Origin of the sequence: Burkholderia sp. LMG 13014 (genome assembly GCF_905232215.1) — a bacterium.
In the GTDB taxonomy this organism is placed as follows: domain Bacteria; phylum Pseudomonadota; class Gammaproteobacteria; order Burkholderiales; family Burkholderiaceae; genus Burkholderia.
In genome coordinates this window covers 1-17,324 of sequence record NZ_CAJNKE010000081.1, presented here as the reverse complement: position 1 = coordinate 17,324, position 17,324 = coordinate 1, and the positions used below count along the sequence as shown (strand labels likewise).

The window sequence follows — 17,324 nt, the reverse complement described above, 5'->3', positions numbered from 1 at the left end:
GTCGGCACGCTCGTGATGCCGCCGCTCGCGTCCGCGTTGATTGCGCAGGTCAGCTGGCGCGGCGCGTATTTCACGCTGGCCGTGATCGCGGTCGTGATCGGCGCGGGGATGTCGCTGCTGATCGAGAACGATCCGCGCGGGCGTGGGTTGCTGCCGGACGGGGAGGCGGCGCATGAGGCCGTCGAAGGCGGCGGCGCGCACGTCACCGGGCGTGATGCGGGGCATCCGGTGTCCGGGGCGGTTGCGGGTCGCAAGCCGGGCGCCGCTTCGGCGTCTGCCGGCGCGACGGTGCGCGAAGCCGTCATGTCGCGCCCGTTCGCGAGCCTCTACGCGGCATGCCTCATCTGCTCGTTCGGCGTGTTCGTCCCGTTCGTTCACCTCGTGCCGTACGCGCTCGATCATGGCGTCGCGTCGTCGACGGCCGTGCTGCTGCTCGGCGCGATCGGCGTCGGCAGCACGGCCGGCCGCTTCTTCCTCGGTGGCCTTGCCGACCGCTTCGGCCGGCGCACATCGCTGCTCGCGATGTTCGCCGGCATGGCCGTTGCGCTCGTCGCGTGGGCCGGTGCCGGCACCGTCGCGACGCTCGCCGCGTTCGCACTCGTGTTCGGCGTGTTCTACGGCGGTTGGGTCGCCGTGCTGCCGGCTGTCGTGATGGACTATTTCGGCGGCCGCAACGTGAGCGGGATCATCGGCGTGCTCTATACGAGCATCGCATTCGGCACGCTGATCGGGCCGACCGCGGCCGGCTTCATCTACGACGCGGGCGGCGGCTATCTCGTGCCGATCCTGGCCAGCGCGGCCGCGAATGCAATCGCCTTCGCGATCGTCGCGACGACGGGGCGTGCCGCGACGGCCGCCCGTGCGGCGCGCGGATAGGCGCGCTTCGCCCGGCGTACCTTCGCGAATTCCGGTAGGGTGGCCGGATCCTTCAACGAAGACGTGCAGTCGGGAGGCCCGATGACATTCGACGAAGTCCGGCAGATCGCACTGGCATGGCGTGGCGTCGAGGAAGGCACGTCGTACGGCACGCCCGCACTCAAGGTAAGGGGCAAGATGCTCGCGCGGCTGCGCGAGGACGGCGACACGCTCGTCGTGAAGGGTGTCGGCCCCGACGAGCGCGCGTGGCTGATCGAATCGGAACCCGACGTGTATTACGTGACGGATCACTATCTCGGCTGGCCGATCGTGCTGGTGCGGCTGTCGGCAGCCCGTCCGGACGCCGTGAAAAATCTGCTTCTGCGAGAATGGCAGGCTGTCGTCCCCGCCAAATGGCGCGACGAGATGGTGCGCGGCCCGAGCTGACGTGAAGGTTGCTGCGGCTTGCTGCCCGGCGTCGACGGGCGCTTCAGGCGCGCGCGAGGCGCCGCGAATGGCACAAGCGTTGCATCGATCGACGTCGATGCAACAAGTGGTTCCATCGAAATTCTTCAATTGGTTCTTAGTGAAGAACCGTTTGATGCTTACACTCCTTCGCTTCGAAGGCAGCTGATGAAAGCCGACGGAAAGGGCGCACGCGATGCGCCGGCGCGCTGCGCGCCGCATCGCACCCGCAGCTTCGCAGACTGCATGGCGCACCCGTTCCGGAACGGCCCCCGATCCGGCCCCGCGCCTGCATCCCGTGCAGGCGCCGCGTCCGACCCGGCTCAAGAACAACAATCCCCCGTGCTGCCTTCACGCGATACCCGGCCATACCGGAACCGTTTTTTGGAGAGAGACAGATGAGTGGAAGCAACACAGGCCTCGGTACGGGCCTGAAGCAGCGTCACGTGACGATGATGTCGATTGCCGGCGTCATCGGCGCAGGCTTGTTCGTCGGCTCCGGCCACGCGATCGCGGAGGCCGGCCCGGCATCGATCCTCGCGTATGCGATCGCGGGCGTGCTGGTCGTGCTGGTGATGCGCATGCTCGGCGAAATGGCCGTCGCGCATCCGGACAGTGGGTCGTTTTCCACCTATGCCGATCGCGCGATCGGCCATTGGGCCGGTTTCTCGATCGGCTGGCTGTACTGGTGGTTCTGGGTGCTCGTGATCCCGATCGAGGCGACGGCCGCCGCGACCATCCTGAATGCGTGGTTTCCCTCCGTCGCGACCTGGATTTTCGCGCTCGGCATCACGCTGGTGCTGACGGTCACCAACCTCTTCTCGGTCAAGAACTACGGCGAATTCGAATTCTGGTTCGCGCTGATCAAGGTCGTCGCGATCGTCGTGTTCCTGTGCATCGGCGGGGCGGCGATCGTCGGCATCATCCCTGCGCCGGCCGTGTCGGGGGTATCGAACCTGTTCGCGCATGGCGGCTTCATGCCGCACGGCGCGAGCGCGGTGCTTGCGGCGATGCTGACCACGATGTTTTCGTTCCTCGGCACCGAGATCGTGACGATCGCGGCCGCCGAATCGGACAACCCGCAACGCCAGATCGTGCGTGCGACCAACTCGGTGATCTGGCGCATCACGCTGTTCTATCTCGGCTCGATTCTCGTCGTCGCGGCCATCGTGCCGTGGAACGATCCGCTGCTGCCGACGCACGGCTCGTATCAGCGCGCGATGGAGCTGATCGGCATCCCGAATGCAAAGGCGATCATCGACGTGATCGTGCTCGTGTCGGTCGCGAGTTGCCTGAATTCGGCGCTGTACACCGCGTCGCGGATGCTGTTCTCGCTGTCGAAGCGCAAGGATGCACCGGCATTCCTGCACCGCACCGATTCGACCGGCACGCCGCGTGCGGCCGTGCTCGCGTCGACTGCGTTCGGCTTCCTGACCGTGATTGCGAACTACCTGATGCCGGAGCAGGTGTTCGGCTTCCTGCTCGCGACGTCGGGCGCGATCGCGCTGCTCGTGTATCTGGTGATCGCGATCTCGCAGCTGCGGATGCGCAAGACGCTCGAGTCGACCGGCGCGGACCTGACGCTGCGGATGTGGCTGTTCCCGTGGCTCACTTGGGCGGTGATCCTGTTCATCTGCAGCACGCTGACCGTGATGCTCGTGAGCGAGGATCACCGGATGGAAGTGGGCGCGACGGCCGTGCTGGCGTTGATCGTGTTGCTGGCGTCGTGGCTGAACAAGCGTGGTCGCGATGCGCAGGCAAGCGAAGGGCGGCGCGTGTCGGCAACGTGATGCCGTGACGTGACAGCAGGGCGGAAAGCCCTGATCACGAAAATGGCCCGATCGGCGTTTGCCGGTCGGGCCATGTGTTTTTCGAGGCGGGCAGAAGCCGTCACGGGCATCGAACGAGACGCAATATCGATCGCGCAGATCGTGGCTGCCGCGTGGCGACGGGCGCGTCGTCTGCGGCAACGATCGTCGCCTATACTCCACGAGAAGAAAAATGGCGGGGTGGGCGATGGGGACGGTGCATAGATCGGGCGGCCGTGCGGCCGACGCGCGACGCCTCGGTACGTACGCGGCTGTGGTGTTCGCACTGCAGATCGTCATCCTGGCCGTCTGGGCGTTCCGATACTACGGTTTGCACGATCGTGCCTCCCCGATGGTCGGGTCGGACTTCGCGGTATTCTGGACGGCGGCGCGTGTTGCGATCGAACACGGCGCGGCGGCCGTCTTTTCGCCCCGGGTGATGCAGCCGATCGAAGCCGCACTGCGACCGCTCGCTGATTTCACCCCGTGGCCGTATCCGCCGACCTTCCTGCTCGTCATCATCCCGTTCGGTCTCGTACCGTTCGTCGCCGCGCTCGTGATGTTCGGCGTGCTGCAGATCGCCTGCTACATCGCGGTCATGGCGCGTCTGGTACGCCCGCTCGACGGGCAGTTGCGCATCGCGATCGCCGCATTTCCCGGGCTGATCGGCGCGGCACTCCCGATGCAGAATGCCTTTCTGACCGTGGCCGCGGCCGCTGCCGCGCTCATGCTGCTCGAATCGAGCCCGGTCGTCGCGGGGGCGTGCATCGCGGTTCTGGTCGTGAAGCCGCAGTTCGGCATCCTGTTTCCGTTGGCACTGGTCTGCGGGCGGCACTGGAAGGCATTGATATCGGCCGGTGTGTTCAGTGCCGGCATCGTCGCGGTGTCGGTGGCCGCGTTCGGCGTGCGTGCATGGGCTGCGTTCTTTGCGTTCATGCCGGAATTCCACCGCAACGTGGTCGAATACGGTGACACGTTCCGGCGGGGCATGCCGTCGACGATGTCGCTCGCCCGGGCGGCCGGGCTGCCTGTCGGATCCGCCTACGTCGTGCATGTGGTCGTCGCGATTCTGGCGGCCGCGGCGGTCGCTTGCGTGTGGATGCGCCGCACGCGCTTCGAGCTCCGCGCTGCCGCGGTGGCTGCCGGTACGCTGCTCGTGCAGCCTTACTACATGTATTACGACCTGCTCTGGCTGGTGCTGCCGATTGCATACCTGATGCTGGATGCGCGGCACGTCCGATTGCGCCGATCCGAGGTCGTGGTCGTCGTGCTGGCCTGGGTCGCGCCGGCGCAGGCGTTCATCGCGACGATTACCGGAACGGGATGGCCGGTCGCATCGGTGATTCTGATTGCGGTGCTCGCGATGATCGTGCGGCGAAGCGGTGCCCCGGCGAGGGTGGCTGCGTAGCGGTTGCTTCGCGTGTCTGTTCGTACGCAGCGTTGCTCACGCGTGCGCATGCAATGGAGCAGGGCGACTTCCCGGAATGCAAAAAGGCCCGCATATCGCGGGCCTTGATGCAGTGCGGTGCCGGTGCGGCCGACATGCCGCGGTTCGACACGTTTCCGTCAGACGTTGAACAGGAAGTTCATCACGTCGCCGTCGTGCACGACATATTCCTTCCCTTCCGCGCGCATCTTGCCGGCTTCCTTCGCACCCTGTTCACCCTTGTACGAGATGAAGTCGTCGAACGCGATCGTCTGCGCGCGGATGAAGCCGCGCTCGAAGTCGGTGTGGATCACGCCGGCCGCTTGCGGCGCCGTGTCGCCGATATGGATCGTCCACGCGCGCACTTCCTTCACGCCCGCGGTGAAGTAGGTCTGCAGGCCGAGCAGCTTGAAGCCCGCGCGGATCACGCGGTCGAGGCCCGGCTCTTCCATGCCCATGTCGGCGAGGAACGCTTCCTTGTCCGCGTCGTCGAGATCGGCGATTTCCGCCTCGATCGCCGCGCACACGGCCACGACCGGCGCGTTCTCGCTTTCCGCGTACTTGCGCACCGCGTCGAGGTGCGGGTTGTTCTCGAAGCCGTCGTCCTTCACGTTGGCGACGTACATCGTCGGCTTCGCGGTAATCAGGCAGAACGGCTTGAGCAGCGCCTGTTCGTCGTCCGACAGCGCGAGGCCGCGCACGGCCTTGCCTTGGTCGAGCTGCGCGCGCACCTTCTCGAGCACCGCGACGAGCTTCGCCGCTTCCTTGTCGTTGCCCGATTTCGCGGCCTTCGAATAGCGCGTGAGCGCCTTCTCGACGGTGCCGAGGTCGGCGAGCGCGAGTTCGGTGTTGATCACTTCGATGTCGTCGATCGGGCTGACCTTGCCGGCGACGTGAATGACGTTCTCGTCCTCGAAGCAGCGCACGACGTGCGTGATCGCGTCGGTTTCGCGAATGTTCGCGAGGAACTGGTTGCCGAGGCCTTCACCCTTGCTCGCGCCCGCGACGAGGCCCGCGATGTCGACGAATTCGACGACGGCCGGCACGATGCGCTCGGGGCTGATGATTTCAGCGAGCGCCTTCAGGCGCGAATCGGGCACTTCGACGATGCCGACGTTCGGCTCGATCGTGCAGAACGGGTAGTTCTCGGCGGCGATGCCGGCCTTGGTCAGCGCATTGAACAGGGTGGACTTGCCGACGTTGGGCAAGCCGACGATGCCGCATTTGAGACTCATGGAATCCTTCGGACGGGTAAGGCGGCGCGGCCGGACAGGGCACGGCGGCGCGGGAAAAAAGGGCGGCCGGCGCTTGGGGCGCGGCGGGCCGACGGTCAAAGTCGCTATTGTACCGTGCCGACGCCCCGGATTCCGGGCTGGCGCCGAATGGCCGATGCGGCGGGCCGCCGCGCCGCGGCATCGGCCTGCGATTCTGCTGATTTCCCGCAAAGTCCGGCCGCGTAAGGGTTTGGCCCCGCGGCTATAATGCCCGCCATGACTGCCCACCACACCTTCGACGTCGCCGTGGTCGGCGGCGGGCTCGTCGGCAAGACGGCCGCGCTCGCGCTGACCCAGTCCGGCTACAAGACAGCCTTGCTCGCCCAGCCGGCCACGCCGCGCCCCGCCGATCTCGCGTTCGACACGCGCGTCTACGCGCTGTCCTCCAGTTCGCAGGCCTTGCTCGAGCGGCTGCGGGTCTGGCAGGCGCTCGACCATGGCCGGCTCGCACCGGTCTACGACATGCGCGTGTACGGCGATGCGCACGCGGAACTGCATTTCTCCGCATACCAGGCATCCGTGCCGCAACTCGCGTGGATCGCCGAATCGTCGCTGGTCGAGGCGTCGCTCGACGCCGCGCTGCGGTTCCAGCCGAACCTCACGTGGTTCGATGCGCGCGCGCAGGGCTTCGACGTGCGTGACGACGCGGCCGTGCTCACGCTGTCGTCGGGGCAGGTGCTGGAAGCCGATCTCGTCGTCGGCGCGGACGGCGCGCATTCGTGGGTGCGCTCGCAAATGGGGGCCAAGGTCGAACGGCGCGACTACCGGCAGACGGGCGTCGTCGCCAACTTCAAGGCATCGCTGCCGCATCGCGAGACGGCCTACCAGTGGTTCCACGAAGGCGAGATCGTCGCGCTGCTGCCGCTGCCGGACGGCCATGTGTCGCTCGTCTGGTCCGCGCACACCGCGCATGCGGACGAATTGCTCACCCTCGATCCGGCACAGCTCGCGGCCGAAGTCGAGCGCGTGTCGCATGGCCAGGTCGGTTCGCTCGACTGCGTGACGCCGGCCGCCGGCTTCCCGCTGGCGCTGCAGACGGTCGACAAGCTGATCGCGCCGCGCGTCGCGCTGGTCGGCGATGCCGCGCATCTGATCCACCCGCTCGCGGGGCAGGGGATGAACCTCGGGCTGCGCGACGTTGCGGCGCTTGCCGACGCGATCGCCGGCAAGGAAAGCTTCCGCAACCTCGGCGATACGGTGCTGCTGCGCCGCTACGAGCGTTCGCGCCGCGAGGACATCCGCGCGCTGATGGTCGCGACCGACGGCCTGCAGCGGCTGTTCGCGGTGCCGGGCTCGCTCGCGAAGGCCGTGCGCAACGCGGGCATGGCCTTCGTCGGCGCGCAGCCGCTCGTGAAGCGCTGGCTCGTGTCGGCCGCGCTCGGCTGATCGAACCTTCGGCCGCTTCGCCGGTCGGACACGGTTCCGTTACGGCGTACACTGTGCCGTGCACACCGATTGAGCTGAAGGAAGATTTCGATGAAAAAAACGATCCGCATCGCGTCGCTGGCGCTGGCCGTCACGATGGCGACGCTTGGCTGCACCGCGCAGGCCGACCAGACCACCGACAAGCTGAAAGCCACGCTGCAGGCCCGTCTCGGCAACGACGCGCCGATCAAGAGTGTGTCGAAATCGCCGGTTGCGGGCCTTTATGAAGTCAACCTCGGCACGCAGATCATCTATAGCGATGCGGCGGGCGACTACGTGCTGCTCGGCGATCTCGTCGACGCCAAGACGCACAAGAACCTGACCGACGCACGCCTGTCCGAAATCAACAAGATCGATTTCGCGAGCCTGCCGTTCGCGAATGCGATCAAGGTCGTCAAGGGCAACGGTGCCCGCAAGATTGCGGTGTTCTCCGATCCGAACTGCCCGTACTGCAAGAAGCTCGAGACGACGCTGCAGTCGATCGACAACGTGACCGTCTACACGTTCCTGTACCCGGTGCTGTCGCCGGATTCGACCGCGAAGTCGAAGGCGATCTGGTGTGCGACCGACCGCGCGAAAACGTGGCAGAGCTGGATGCTCGACCATCGCGCCCCGTCCGGCGCCGGTACCTGCGATACCACCGCGCTCGACAAGAACCTCGCGCTCGGCCGCGGGATGAACGTCACGGGCACGCCGACGATCTTCCTGCCGGACGGCCGCCGTCTGCCGGGCGCAGTGTCGGCCGACCAGCTCAACCAGGCGCTCGCCTCGAACAAGTAACCGACCACACGCCGGGCCGCATGGCCCGGCCAGCGAGGGGCGCCCGCATGATCTGCCGGCGCCTCTCTTCGTTTTCGCCGCCGTATTCGACCGACCGATTGCCACGATGACCCAGCCGATCCGCTATTCGATTGTCCCGAAAGATCTTGCCGCGCACCTGTTCGAAGTGTCGGTGACGGTCGCCGATCCCGATCCCGAAGGCCAGCGCTTTTCGCTGCCGGTGTGGATTCCGGGCAGCTATCTCGTTCGCGAGTTCGCGCGCAACATCGTGACGCTCGGCGCATTCAACGACGCGGGCCGCAAGGTGCGGATCGCGAAGACCGACAAGCACACCTGGCAGGCCGCACCCGTGAACGGCGCGCTGACGCTGCGCTACGACGTGTATGCGTGGGACCTGTCGGTGCGCTCCGCGTATCTCGACGAATCGGGCGGCTTCTTCAACGCGACGGCCGTGTTCCTGAGCGTCGCGGGCCGCGAAGACGCACCGTGTGAAGTCGACATCGCGAAGCCGGCCGGTGCGGCGTTCCGCGCATGGCGCGTCGGCACCGCATTGCCCGAGGCGCGCGGCACGAAGCGCTACGGATTCGGCGCGTACCGCGCATCGAACTACGACGAGCTCTCCGACCATCCGGTGACGATCGGCGAATTCGCGCTCGCGACGTTCGACGCACACGGCGTGCCGCACGACATCGTGATCGCGGGGCGTGTGACACAGCTCGACATGGAGCGCCTGCGTACCGACCTGAAGCGCGTGTGCGAAGCGCAGATCGCGCTGTTCGAGCCGAAATCGAAGAAAGCGCCGATGGACCGCTACGTGTTCATGACGCTGGCCGTCAGCGACGGCTACGGCGGCCTCGAGCATCGCGCGTCGACCGCGCTGATCTGCAACCGCACCGACCTGCCGGTGAAGGGGCGGCCGGAAACGACGGAAGGCTATCGCACGTATCTCGGCCTCTGCAGCCACGAATACTTCCATACGTGGAACGTGAAGCGCATCAAGCCGGCGGCGTTCGTGCCGTACGACCTGACGCGCGAGAACTACACGTCGCTGCTGTGGCTGTTCGAAGGCTTCACGTCGTATTACGACGACCTGATGCTGGTGCGCAGCGGGCTGATGTCGCAGGACGAATATTTCGCGGCGCTCGGCCGTACGGTCGGCGGCGTGCTGCGCGGCACGGGGCGCCTGAAGCAAAGCGTTGCGGAAAGCTCGTTCGACGCGTGGATCAAGTACTACCGGCAGGACGAGAACGCGACCAACGCGATCGTCAGCTACTACACGAAGGGTTCGCTCGTTGCGCTCGCCTTCGATCTCGCGATCCGCGCGCAGACGCGCAACAGGAAGTCGCTCGACGACGTGATGCGCCTGCTGTGGCAACGCTACGGCCGCGATTTCTACCGCGGCAAGCAGGCGGGCGTCGAGGAAAACGAAGTCGAGGCACTGATCGAAGAGGCGACGGGCGTCGCGCTCGGCCGCCTGTTCGCCGATTCCGTGCACGGCACGCGCGACCTGCCGCTCGCCGAGCTGCTCGCACCGTTCGGCGTGACGCTTGCACCTGATGTCGCGAACGGCGCGGCCGCGAAGCCGACGATCGGCGCGCGCTTGCGCGGTGGCGCGGACTGCACGTTCGCCGCCGTCTACGAAGGCGGCGCCGCCCATCGCGCGGGGCTGTCGGCCGGCGACACGCTGATCGCGGTCGACGGGCTGCGCGTCACCGGCACCAACCTCGATGCACTGCTCTCGCGCTACCGGCCGGGTGACAAGGTCGAGGTCCACGCGTTCCGCCGCGACGAGCTGCGCACCGCGAAACTGAAGCTCGACGGCCCGGAAGTCATGCGCTACCGGCTGACGGCGGCCGCGAAGCCGGCTGCGGTCTCGAAGGCCCGGGAGGCCTGGCTGAAGGGTTGAACGGCCTGAAGCGGGTATCGGGGCGCGATCGAGGATTGTTCTGTTGCTGCAACAATCCGTCGCCCTGAACCCGCTTTTTCGCGGTCATGCGGCCGCGCACAATGGCGTCACTCGCGCTACCGAAGCGCAACCCTACTGGAGCCTGACATGACGACCATTCTGCAAATCAATTCCGCGGCACGTTCGCAAGGTGCGCAATCCACGCTGCTGGCCAACGAACTGACGGCAAAGCTGCAACAATCGAACCCCGGCGCGAAGGTCGTGGTTCGCGACCTGCTGGCCGATGCGCTGCCGCACCTCGACGAATCGGTGCTCGGCGCGTTCTTCACGCCGGCCGACCAGCGCACCGCGGAACAGAATGCGATCGTCGCGAAGAGCGATGCACTGATCGCTGAACTGCAAGCTGCCGACATCATCGTGATCGGCGCCCCGATGTACAACTTCGGCATCTCGTCGCAACTGAAGACGTACTTCGACTGGATCGCACGCGCAGGCGTCACGTTCCGCTACACCGAGAATGGTCCGGAAGGCCTGATCAAGGGCAAGAAGGTTCACGTGGTGACGGCCCGTGGCGGCAAGTACGCCGGTACGCCGAACGACAGCCAGACCCCGTACCTGCGCACGTTCCTCGGCTTCGTCGGCATGACCGACGTGAGCTTCATCTTCGCGGAAGGCCTGAACCTCGGGCCGGATGCGCAGAGCGCCGCGCTCGCCAGCGCACGCGAAGCGATCGCCGCCGCGTAAGGTCGACGCGGGTGCGCCGCACCCGCTGCATCGTCCGATAAAAAAACGCCGCGTCCCGAAAGGGGCGCGGCGTTTTTGCATGCCGGCTGGCTGGCTGGCGAAAGAAACGGCGGCGCGGCCGTTATGCGAGCGTTTCGGCCACTTCCGGCAGGCGCCAGTCGATCGGTTCGCGGCCTGCATCGACCAGATAGTCGTTCGCGAGCGCGAAATGGCGGCAACCGAGGAAGCCGCGGTGCGCGGACAGCGGCGACGGATGCGGCGCCTCGAGCACGCAATGCGCGCTCGCGTCGAACAATGCGCGCTTCGCCTGCGCGTGTGCGCCCCACAGCATGAACACGAGCCCGCGATGGCGGCCGGCGAGTTCGCGGATCAGCGTGTCCGTGCACTGCTCCCAGCCGCGCTTCGCATGGCTCGCGGCGGCACCGCGCTCGACCGTCAGCACCGTGTTGAGCAGCAGCACGCCCTGGCGCGCCCAAGTGTCGAGGCAGCCGTGGCGCGGCGTGTCATGACCGAAGTTCGCGGCGATTTCCTTGAAGATGTTGCGCAGCGACGGCGGCGTGCGCACGGCCGGCGGCACCGAGAACGCGAGCCCGTGCGCCTGCGGCGTGCCGCGATCGTCGCCGTGATACGGATCCTGGCCGAGGATCACGATCTTCACGTCGTCCGGGCTCGTCAGGCGCAGCGCGCGGAACACGTCGGTCGGATAGACCGTCTTGCCGGCCGCGCGCTCGTCATCGACGAAGCGGCACAGCGGCGCATATGCGTCGCTGTCGGTGAAGGGTTTCAGCACGTCGCGCCAGACGGCCGGCAGCGCGTCGAATTGCGCGGCGAGGTGTGGAACGTCGGCGGCAACAGGCTGTGGTGCCGTCGGGGCCGCAGCTGGTGCGGCGGCTTTCTTTGCGGGCTTGCGCCCGGCCGCGGGCGGCTCGGAAGGCGGGGACGGATTGTCATCCGGTGCCGTTTCCGGCACGAGATCGTCGAACAGCGACGCCTGTTGCGGCGCGCGGGAAGTCTTGCGGGTTGCCATGCGTGATGCGTGATTATTGCGCGCGCAGCCGGTAGCCGCGCTGCGCCTTGCTGATGTTTTCGGGAGCGAGGCCCGGCAGCGCCTGCTGCAGTTCGGCGGCGAGCGTTGCGAGCGCCGCTTCCGGGCCGTCGATCAGTTCGAGTTCGATTTCGCTGATCGGTTCGCGGCGCGTTTCGTGTTCCGCCTGGACGACGATCTCGCCGAGGTCCACCGCGGCTTCGACGGTTGCGCCGCCGATTGCGATGCGCCACAGCGTACGCGAAAAATCCGTGCGGAACAGCGCGGACAGCATGCCGGCCGCGTCATTCAGCGCGGCGGCGGCTTCCGGCACGTCGCAGGCCGCGACGAGCGCATCGATCTCGAGCGCGTCGCCGGCGACCGGCAGTTCCCATTCGTGGCGGCGGTGCAGGCCGCCTTCGGCGCTGCCGATCGTCTTGAACGTCTGCAGCCAGCCGTGCGGCGCGCGGCGCACGCGCACCGCGCTCTTCGAGCGGGCCAGCGCGAGATCGGGGGTGTCGTAATAGACGTTCGCGAGCGTAATGTCGTGACCGGGTTCGCCGGTCAGCGTCTCGAAGAAGCGTCGCGCGGCGTCGGCCTGGCCGGCCGGCAGCGTGAGCTTGATTTCCTTTTCGATCGCCATCAGAAGAACATCCGTGCGAGCTCTTCGCCCGGCTGATCGGCGCGCATGAACGCTTCGCCGACGAGGAACGTGTTCACGTTCGCCGCGCGCATCGTGTCGACGTCGGTGCGCGACAGGATGCCCGATTCGGTCACGACGATCCGGTCGGCCGGAATCATGTCGAGCATGTCGAGCGTCGTCTGGATCGACGTCTCGAACGTGCGCAGGTTGCGGTTGTTGATGCCGAGCAGCGGCGTCTTGAGCGTCAGCGCCTGTTCCATCTCGTTGCGGTCGTGTACTTCGACCAGCACCGCGAGGCCGAGCGAGTGCGCATACGCTTCGAGGTCCTGCATCAGCGGCGTGTCGAGCGCGGCTGCGATCAGCAGGATCGCGTCGGCGCCCATCGCGCGCGCTTCCATGATCTGGTACGCATCGACGATGAAGTCCTTGCGCAGCACCGGCAGCGTGCAGGCCGCGCGCGCTTCTTCGAGATAGCGGACGCTGCCCTGGAAGAACTGCTCGTCGGTCAGCACCGACAGGCACGCGGCGCCGTGTGCCGCATACGAACGTGCGATGTCGGCCGGCACGAAATGCTCGCGCAGCACGCCTTTCGACGGGCTCGCCTTCTTGATTTCGGAAATCACTGCTGCGTGGCCGGCCGCGTGCTTCGCACGCAGTGCGCCGACGAAGTCGCGCAGGTCGCGCGCGGATGCGTCCAGTTTCAGTGCCTCGAGCGGTGCGCTGCGCATGGCCGCCGCGACTTCTTCGCGCTTGACGGCGATGATTCGGTCGAGAATGTCGCTCATGTGGATTCCTGCTTGATTCGTAAGGGGAGTCAGCGCTTGAACTGCTGCGTGAAGCGCACGAGTTCGTCGACCTTCGCGCGGGCCTTGCCGCTCGCGATCGCTTCGCGGGCGAGCTGGATGCCGTCCGCGATCGATTCGGCGACGTTCGCCGCATAGAGCGCGGTGCCCGCGTTCAGCGTGACGATCTCGCGCGCGACGCCCGGCTGGTTGTCGAGCGCACCGAGCAGCATCGTGCGCGATTCGTCGGCATTTTCCACCTTCAGCGTGCGGTTCGACACCATCTGCAGGCCGAAGTCTTCCGGATGGATCTCGTATTCGTGCACCTTGCCGTCGCGCAGTTCGCCGACGAGCGTCGCCGCGCCGAGCGATACCTCGTCCATCCCGTCCTTGCCGTACACGACCAGCACGTGCTGCGCGCCCAGACGCTGCATCACGCGCACCTGGATGCCGACGAGGTCGGGGTGGAACACGCCCATCAACTGGTTCGGCGCGCCGGCCGGATTGGTCAGCGGGCCGAGGATGTTGAAGATCGTACGCACGCCGAGCTCGCGGCGCACGGCCGCGATGTTCTTCATCGCCGGGTGATGATTCGGCGCGAACATGAAGCCCATGCCCGTTTCGGCGATCGACGCGGCAACCTGGTCGGACTGCAGGTCGATGTTCACGCCGAGCGCCTCGAGCACGTCGGCGCTGCCGGACTTGCTCGACACGCCGCGGTTGCCGTGCTTCGCGACCTTCGCGCCGGCTGCCGCCGTGACAAACATCGACGCGGTGGAGATGTTGAACGTGTGCGAGCCGTCGCCGCCGGTGCCGACGATGTCGACGAAGTTCGAGTTGTCCTGCACCTCGACGTGGTTCGCGAATTCGCGCATCACGGTCGCGGCGGCGGCGATCTCGCCGATCGTCTCCTTCTTCACGCGCAGCCCGGTGATGATCGCGGCCGCCATCACGGGCGACATGTCGCCGCGCATGATGAGCCGCATCAGGTGCAGCATCTCGTCGTGGAAGATTTCGCGGTGTTCGATCGTGCGCTGCAGCGCTTCCTGCGGGGTAATCGTCATCGTGAGGCTCCCGTCAGGCTGCGTGCGCGGCCGCGCGGGCCTGCTTCAGGAAGTTCTCGAGCAGCGCATGGCCGTGCTCGGACAGGATCGATTCCGGATGGAACTGTACGCCTTCGATCGGCAGCGTCTTGTGACGCAGGCCCATGATTTCGCCGTCGTCGGTCCACGCGGAAATCTCGAGGCACTCGGGCAGCGATTCGCGCTCGACCGCGAGCGAGTGATAGCGCGTGACGTCGAAGTGCTTCGGCAGGTCGGCGAACACACCGCGGCAGTCGGTTTCGATCTTGCTCACCTTGCCGTGCATGATGGTCTTCGCGCGCACGACGCGGCCGCCGAATGCCTCGCCGATCGCCTGATGGCCGAGGCAGACGCCGAGGATCGGCTTCTTGCCCGCGAATTCCTTCAGCACGTCGAGCGTGATGCCTGCGTGCTGCGGATTGCTCGGGCCGGGCGACAGGCAGATCGCGTCGGGATTCAGGCGCGCGATTTCGTCGAGCGTGATTTCGTCGTTGCGGTAGGTGCGCACATCCTCGCCGAGTTCACCGAAGTACTGGACCAGGTTGTAGGTAAACGAATCGTAGTTGTCGATCATGAGCAGCATGGTCAGTCTCCGGTCAGAAGTCGCTATCGAGGCCGTCCTGGACCTGTTCGGCCGCACGCAGCACCGCGCGCGCCTTGTTTTCGGTCTCTTGCCATTCGGATTCGGGCACCGAATCCGCGACGACGCCGGCCGCCGCTTGCACATACAGGTTGCCGTTGTGGATCAGGCCCGTGCGGATCGCGATCGCGAGATCCATCTCGCCCGAGAACGACAGGTAGCCGACGGCGCCGCCGTACAACCCGCGCTTGACCGGCTCGAGCTCGTCGATCAGTTCCATCGCACGGACCTTCGGCGCGCCGGACAGCGTGCCGGCCGGGAACGTCGCGCGCAGCACGTCGTAGTTCGTCATGCCGGGCTTCAGCTTGCCTTCGACCGAGCTGACGATGTGCTGCACGTGCGAGTATTTCTCGATGACCATCTGGTCGGTCACGTGCACCGAGCCGATTTCCGCGATGCGGCCGACGTCGTTGCGCGCGAGGTCGATCAGCATCACGTGCTCGGCGATCTCCTTCGGATCGTTGAGCAGTTCGGTCGCGAGTTCCGCATCGCGCTCGGGCGTGTTGCCGCGCGGGCGCGTACCGGCGAGCGGGCGGATCGTGACGATCTGGTCTTCGCCGCGCTTTTCCTGGCGCACGAGGATTTCCGGCGATGCGCCGACCACGTGGAAATCGCCGAAGTTGTAGTAGTACATGTACGGCGACGGGTTCAGCGAACGCAGCGCGCGATACAGCGACAGCGGATTGTCGCGGTACGGCTTCGTCAGACGCTGGCCGACCTGGATCTGCATCAGTTCGCCGGCAGCGATGTATTCCTTCGCCTGGCGGACGGCAGCCAGATAGTCGTCCTTCTTGAACTCGCGGAACGTCTCGGTGCGCACGCTCGCCGACGTGACGGGCGGCTGCACGGTCGTGCGCAGGCGCTGCTTCAGTTCGCGCAGGCGCTGTTTCGCCTTTGTATAGGCTTCGGCCTGGCTCGGGTCCGCGTAGATGATCAGGTACAGCTTGCCGGCGAGGTTGTCGATGACCGCGACTTCCTCGGTCAGCAGCAACTGGATGTCGGGCAGGCCGAGATCGTCGCGCGGCGCGGTGTTCGCGAGCTTCTTCTCGATGTAGCGCACCGCGTCGTAGCCGAAATAGCCGGCGAGACCGCCGCAGAAGCGCGGCAGGCCCGGGCGCTGCGCCACCTTGAAGCGCGCCTGGAACGATTCGATGAACTGGAACGGGTCGCCGTCATGCGTCTCGACGACCTGGCCGTCGCGCACGACTTCCGACACGCCGTTGCGGGTACGCACGAGCGTACGGGCGGGCAGGCCGATGAACGAATAGCGGCCGAAGCGTTCGCCGCCGACCACCGATTCGAGCAGGAACGAGTTGGCGCCCGAGCGTTCGGGCTGGGCCAGCTTCAGGTAGAGGGACAGCGGCGTTTCGAGATCGGCGAGGGCTTCCGCGATCAGCGGGATGCGGTTGTAGCCTTCGTTCGCGAGCGATTGAAATTCGAGTTCGGTCATGTTCCGGTCCTGTTCGGGACGAGCGGCGCGTGCGCCAGGGATCACTTGACGCTGCGCGGGTTGCCGTCGGCGAAAGGGCGGTCGATCGAGAAGTGCCTGTTGCCGGCCGGCACTCCGGGCGTGAACGTCGCGAGCCTGCGGCCGAGCCTGAACGCAAGCGTTCGGACGCGGTAGAACTCGAGGTGGTGCGACGGTCGGCGCGCGGATGCGCAGCGAGATAAAAAACGGCGCTGAAGACGTGCTTCAGCGTACCTCATCGAAGAGGTTAGCGCGACCAGCGACGCCAGGGCCAGGCTCCCCGGTCGATGCTGCTCAGACTCCGTTTTTTATTCAGAAACATGCAGATGGAAGAAATAATCAGATGGTTGGCCGGCCGGCGTTGTGCGCGGTAATCGCGCGAGCTGCGACCAGCAACGAATCGACTATACCATCCGAATTTATCGTTTGTATAGCTTTGCCGTGGTTGTAGCCGTAGGGCACCGTCAGCGTCGCCATCCCGGCCGCGCGGCCTGCCAGCGCATCGTTTTCCGAGTCGCCGATCGCGACCGCCGCATCCGGTGCGATGCCGAGCGCGTTGCAGGCCGTCAGCATCGGCAGCGGATCGGGCTTCTTGCGCGCGACGCTGTCGCCGCCGAGCACGATGCCGAAGCAATCGGCCAGCCCGTATTGCTCGAGCAGCTCGACAGCAAAGCGGTGCGGCTTGTTCGTCACGCACGCGAGCCGGATGCCGGCCGCGCGCAGCGCGTCGAGTCCGGCCGCCACGTCCGGATAGAGGCGCGTGTGTCGGCCGTTGATCTTCGCGTATTCGGTCTGGTAGATCGCCAGCGCGTCGTCGAAGCGCGCGTGCGCTTCGTCGGCCGGGAAGCGCGGCTTCAGCACGCTCTGGATCAGGTGTTCGGAGCCCTTGCCGACGTAGCCGATCACCTCGTCGCGCGACGTGGCCGGCGCGCCGAGCTGCGCGAGCATCCCGTTCAGGCCGGCGGTGAAATCGTCGGCCGTATCGACCATCGTGCCGTCGAG

16 protein-coding genes are annotated in these 17,324 nt (G+C 66.5%); 8 read left to right on the top strand and 8 right to left on the bottom strand.

Going from position 1 to position 17,324, the window contains the following annotated elements:
* From JYJ84_RS12215 to JYJ84_RS12200, 4 genes are all read left to right on the top strand, one after another.
* A partial coding sequence (locus JYJ84_RS12215) for an MFS transporter (protein ID WP_205189201.1) occupies nt 1–876 on the top strand: 876 nt, incomplete at its 5' end.
* Between the two features lie 81 nt (nt 877–957).
* A complete protein-coding gene (locus tag JYJ84_RS12210; protein WP_175222755.1) occupies nt 958–1,302 on the top strand; it encodes an MmcQ/YjbR family DNA-binding protein in 345 nt (114 codons plus the stop codon).
* Nucleotides 1,303–1,718: 416 nt separating this feature from the next.
* Nucleotides 1,719–3,110 (top strand): GABA permease, encoded by a 1,392-nt coding sequence (gene gabP, locus JYJ84_RS12205; protein WP_122944367.1) that lies wholly within the window; start codon nt 1,719–1,721, stop codon nt 3,108–3,110.
* Between the two features lie 211 nt (nt 3,111–3,321).
* Complete coding sequence (locus tag JYJ84_RS12200; protein ID WP_236027703.1) at nt 3,322–4,536, top strand: glycosyltransferase family 87 protein; 1,215 nt, start codon at nt 3,322–3,324, stop codon at nt 4,534–4,536.
* A 158-nt stretch (nt 4,537–4,694) separates the two neighbouring features.
* Here the strand turns inward: JYJ84_RS12200 and ychF are convergent, their stop codons facing one another.
* Nucleotides 4,695–5,789: a redox-regulated ATPase YchF gene (gene ychF / locus JYJ84_RS12195; RefSeq protein WP_122944368.1), complete on the bottom strand. Its 1,095-nt coding sequence runs from the start codon at nt 5,787–5,789 to the stop codon at nt 4,695–4,697.
* A gap of 246 nt (nt 5,790–6,035) precedes the next feature.
* Here ychF and JYJ84_RS12190 point away from each other — a divergent pair, with 246 nt between their 5' ends.
* From JYJ84_RS12190 to JYJ84_RS12175, 4 genes are all read left to right on the top strand, one after another.
* Entirely contained in the window at nt 6,036–7,214 is a 1,179-nt protein-coding gene (locus JYJ84_RS12190; protein WP_174958828.1) for a UbiH/UbiF family hydroxylase, read from the top strand.
* Nucleotides 7,215–7,304: 90 nt separating this feature from the next.
* Complete coding sequence (locus tag JYJ84_RS12185) at nt 7,305–8,033, top strand: DsbC family protein (protein ID WP_122944370.1); 729 nt, start codon at nt 7,305–7,307, stop codon at nt 8,031–8,033.
* Between the two features lie 106 nt (nt 8,034–8,139).
* A complete protein-coding gene (locus tag JYJ84_RS12180) occupies nt 8,140–9,939 on the top strand; it encodes a M61 family metallopeptidase (protein WP_175222754.1) in 1,800 nt (599 codons plus the stop codon).
* A gap of 147 nt (nt 9,940–10,086) precedes the next feature.
* On the top strand, nt 10,087–10,683 hold the full coding sequence (locus JYJ84_RS12175; RefSeq protein ID WP_048249749.1) for an FMN-dependent NADH-azoreductase: 597 nt from the start codon (nt 10,087–10,089) through the stop codon (nt 10,681–10,683).
* Between the two features lie 121 nt (nt 10,684–10,804).
* Here JYJ84_RS12175 and JYJ84_RS12170 read toward each other — a convergent pair whose 3' ends face one another.
* The 7 genes from JYJ84_RS12170 to JYJ84_RS12140 all read right to left on the bottom strand — a co-directional run.
* The gene (locus JYJ84_RS12170; RefSeq protein ID WP_175222753.1) at nt 10,805–11,710 is read right to left on the bottom strand and encodes a uracil-DNA glycosylase; all 906 of its coding nucleotides are present in this window, start codon (nt 11,708–11,710) and stop codon (nt 10,805–10,807) included.
* A gap of 13 nt (nt 11,711–11,723) precedes the next feature.
* Nucleotides 11,724–12,350 carry a CYTH domain-containing protein gene (locus tag JYJ84_RS12165; protein ID WP_174958837.1) on the bottom strand — a complete coding sequence of 209 codons (627 nt, stop codon included), beginning with the start codon at nt 12,348–12,350 and terminating at the stop codon, nt 11,724–11,726.
* Complete coding sequence (trpC, locus tag JYJ84_RS12160; RefSeq protein ID WP_043191548.1) at nt 12,350–13,135, bottom strand: indole-3-glycerol phosphate synthase TrpC; 786 nt, start codon at nt 13,133–13,135, stop codon at nt 12,350–12,352. The genes JYJ84_RS12165 and trpC overlap by 1 nt, the downstream gene beginning before the upstream one ends.
* A gap of 29 nt (nt 13,136–13,164) precedes the next feature.
* On the bottom strand, nt 13,165–14,196 hold the full coding sequence (gene trpD / locus JYJ84_RS12155; protein WP_043191545.1) for an anthranilate phosphoribosyltransferase: 1,032 nt from the start codon (nt 14,194–14,196) through the stop codon (nt 13,165–13,167).
* 13 nt (nt 14,197–14,209) lie between these two features.
* Nucleotides 14,210–14,797 carry an aminodeoxychorismate/anthranilate synthase component II gene (locus JYJ84_RS12150; RefSeq protein WP_122944375.1) on the bottom strand — a complete coding sequence of 196 codons (588 nt, stop codon included), beginning with the start codon at nt 14,795–14,797 and terminating at the stop codon, nt 14,210–14,212.
* 13 nt (nt 14,798–14,810) lie between these two features.
* Nucleotides 14,811–16,304 carry an anthranilate synthase component I gene (gene trpE / locus JYJ84_RS12145; protein WP_039362349.1) on the bottom strand — a complete coding sequence of 498 codons (1,494 nt, stop codon included), beginning with the start codon at nt 16,302–16,304 and terminating at the stop codon, nt 14,811–14,813.
* 357 nt (nt 16,305–16,661) lie between these two features.
* Nucleotides 16,662–17,324, bottom strand: a 663-nt coding sequence (locus JYJ84_RS12140) for a phosphoglycolate phosphatase (RefSeq protein WP_205189200.1), incomplete at its 5' end; no start/stop codon positions are given.

Excerpts from the sequence above, each read along its gene's own strand:
- JYJ84_RS12210 (WP_175222755.1), top strand. The coding sequence starts at position 958 with ATGACATTCGACGAAGTCCGGCAGATCGCACTGGCATGGCGTGGCGTC.
- gabP (WP_122944367.1), top strand. The coding sequence starts at position 1,719 with ATGAGTGGAAGCAACACAGGCCTCGGTACGGGCCTGAAGCAGCGTCAC.
- JYJ84_RS12200 (WP_236027703.1), top strand. The coding sequence starts at position 3,322 with ATGGCGGGGTGGGCGATGGGGACGGTGCATAGATCGGGCGGCCGTGCG.
- ychF (WP_122944368.1), bottom strand. The coding sequence starts at position 5,789 with ATGAGTCTCAAATGCGGCATCGTCGGCTTGCCCAACGTCGGCAAGTCC.
- JYJ84_RS12190 (WP_174958828.1), top strand. The coding sequence starts at position 6,036 with ATGCCCGCCATGACTGCCCACCACACCTTCGACGTCGCCGTGGTCGGC.
- JYJ84_RS12185 (WP_122944370.1), top strand. The coding sequence starts at position 7,305 with ATGAAAAAAACGATCCGCATCGCGTCGCTGGCGCTGGCCGTCACGATG.
- JYJ84_RS12180 (WP_175222754.1), top strand. The coding sequence starts at position 8,140 with ATGACCCAGCCGATCCGCTATTCGATTGTCCCGAAAGATCTTGCCGCG.
- JYJ84_RS12175 (WP_048249749.1), top strand. The coding sequence starts at position 10,087 with ATGACGACCATTCTGCAAATCAATTCCGCGGCACGTTCGCAAGGTGCG.
- JYJ84_RS12170 (WP_175222753.1), bottom strand. The coding sequence starts at position 11,710 with ATGGCAACCCGCAAGACTTCCCGCGCGCCGCAACAGGCGTCGCTGTTC.
- JYJ84_RS12165 (WP_174958837.1), bottom strand. The coding sequence starts at position 12,350 with ATGGCGATCGAAAAGGAAATCAAGCTCACGCTGCCGGCCGGCCAGGCC.
- trpC (WP_043191548.1), bottom strand. The coding sequence starts at position 13,135 with ATGAGCGACATTCTCGACCGAATCATCGCCGTCAAGCGCGAAGAAGTC.
- trpD (WP_043191545.1), bottom strand. The coding sequence starts at position 14,196 with ATGACGATTACCCCGCAGGAAGCGCTGCAGCGCACGATCGAACACCGC.
- JYJ84_RS12150 (WP_122944375.1), bottom strand. The coding sequence starts at position 14,797 with ATGCTGCTCATGATCGACAACTACGATTCGTTTACCTACAACCTGGTC.
- trpE (WP_039362349.1), bottom strand. The coding sequence starts at position 16,304 with ATGACCGAACTCGAATTTCAATCGCTCGCGAACGAAGGCTACAACCGC.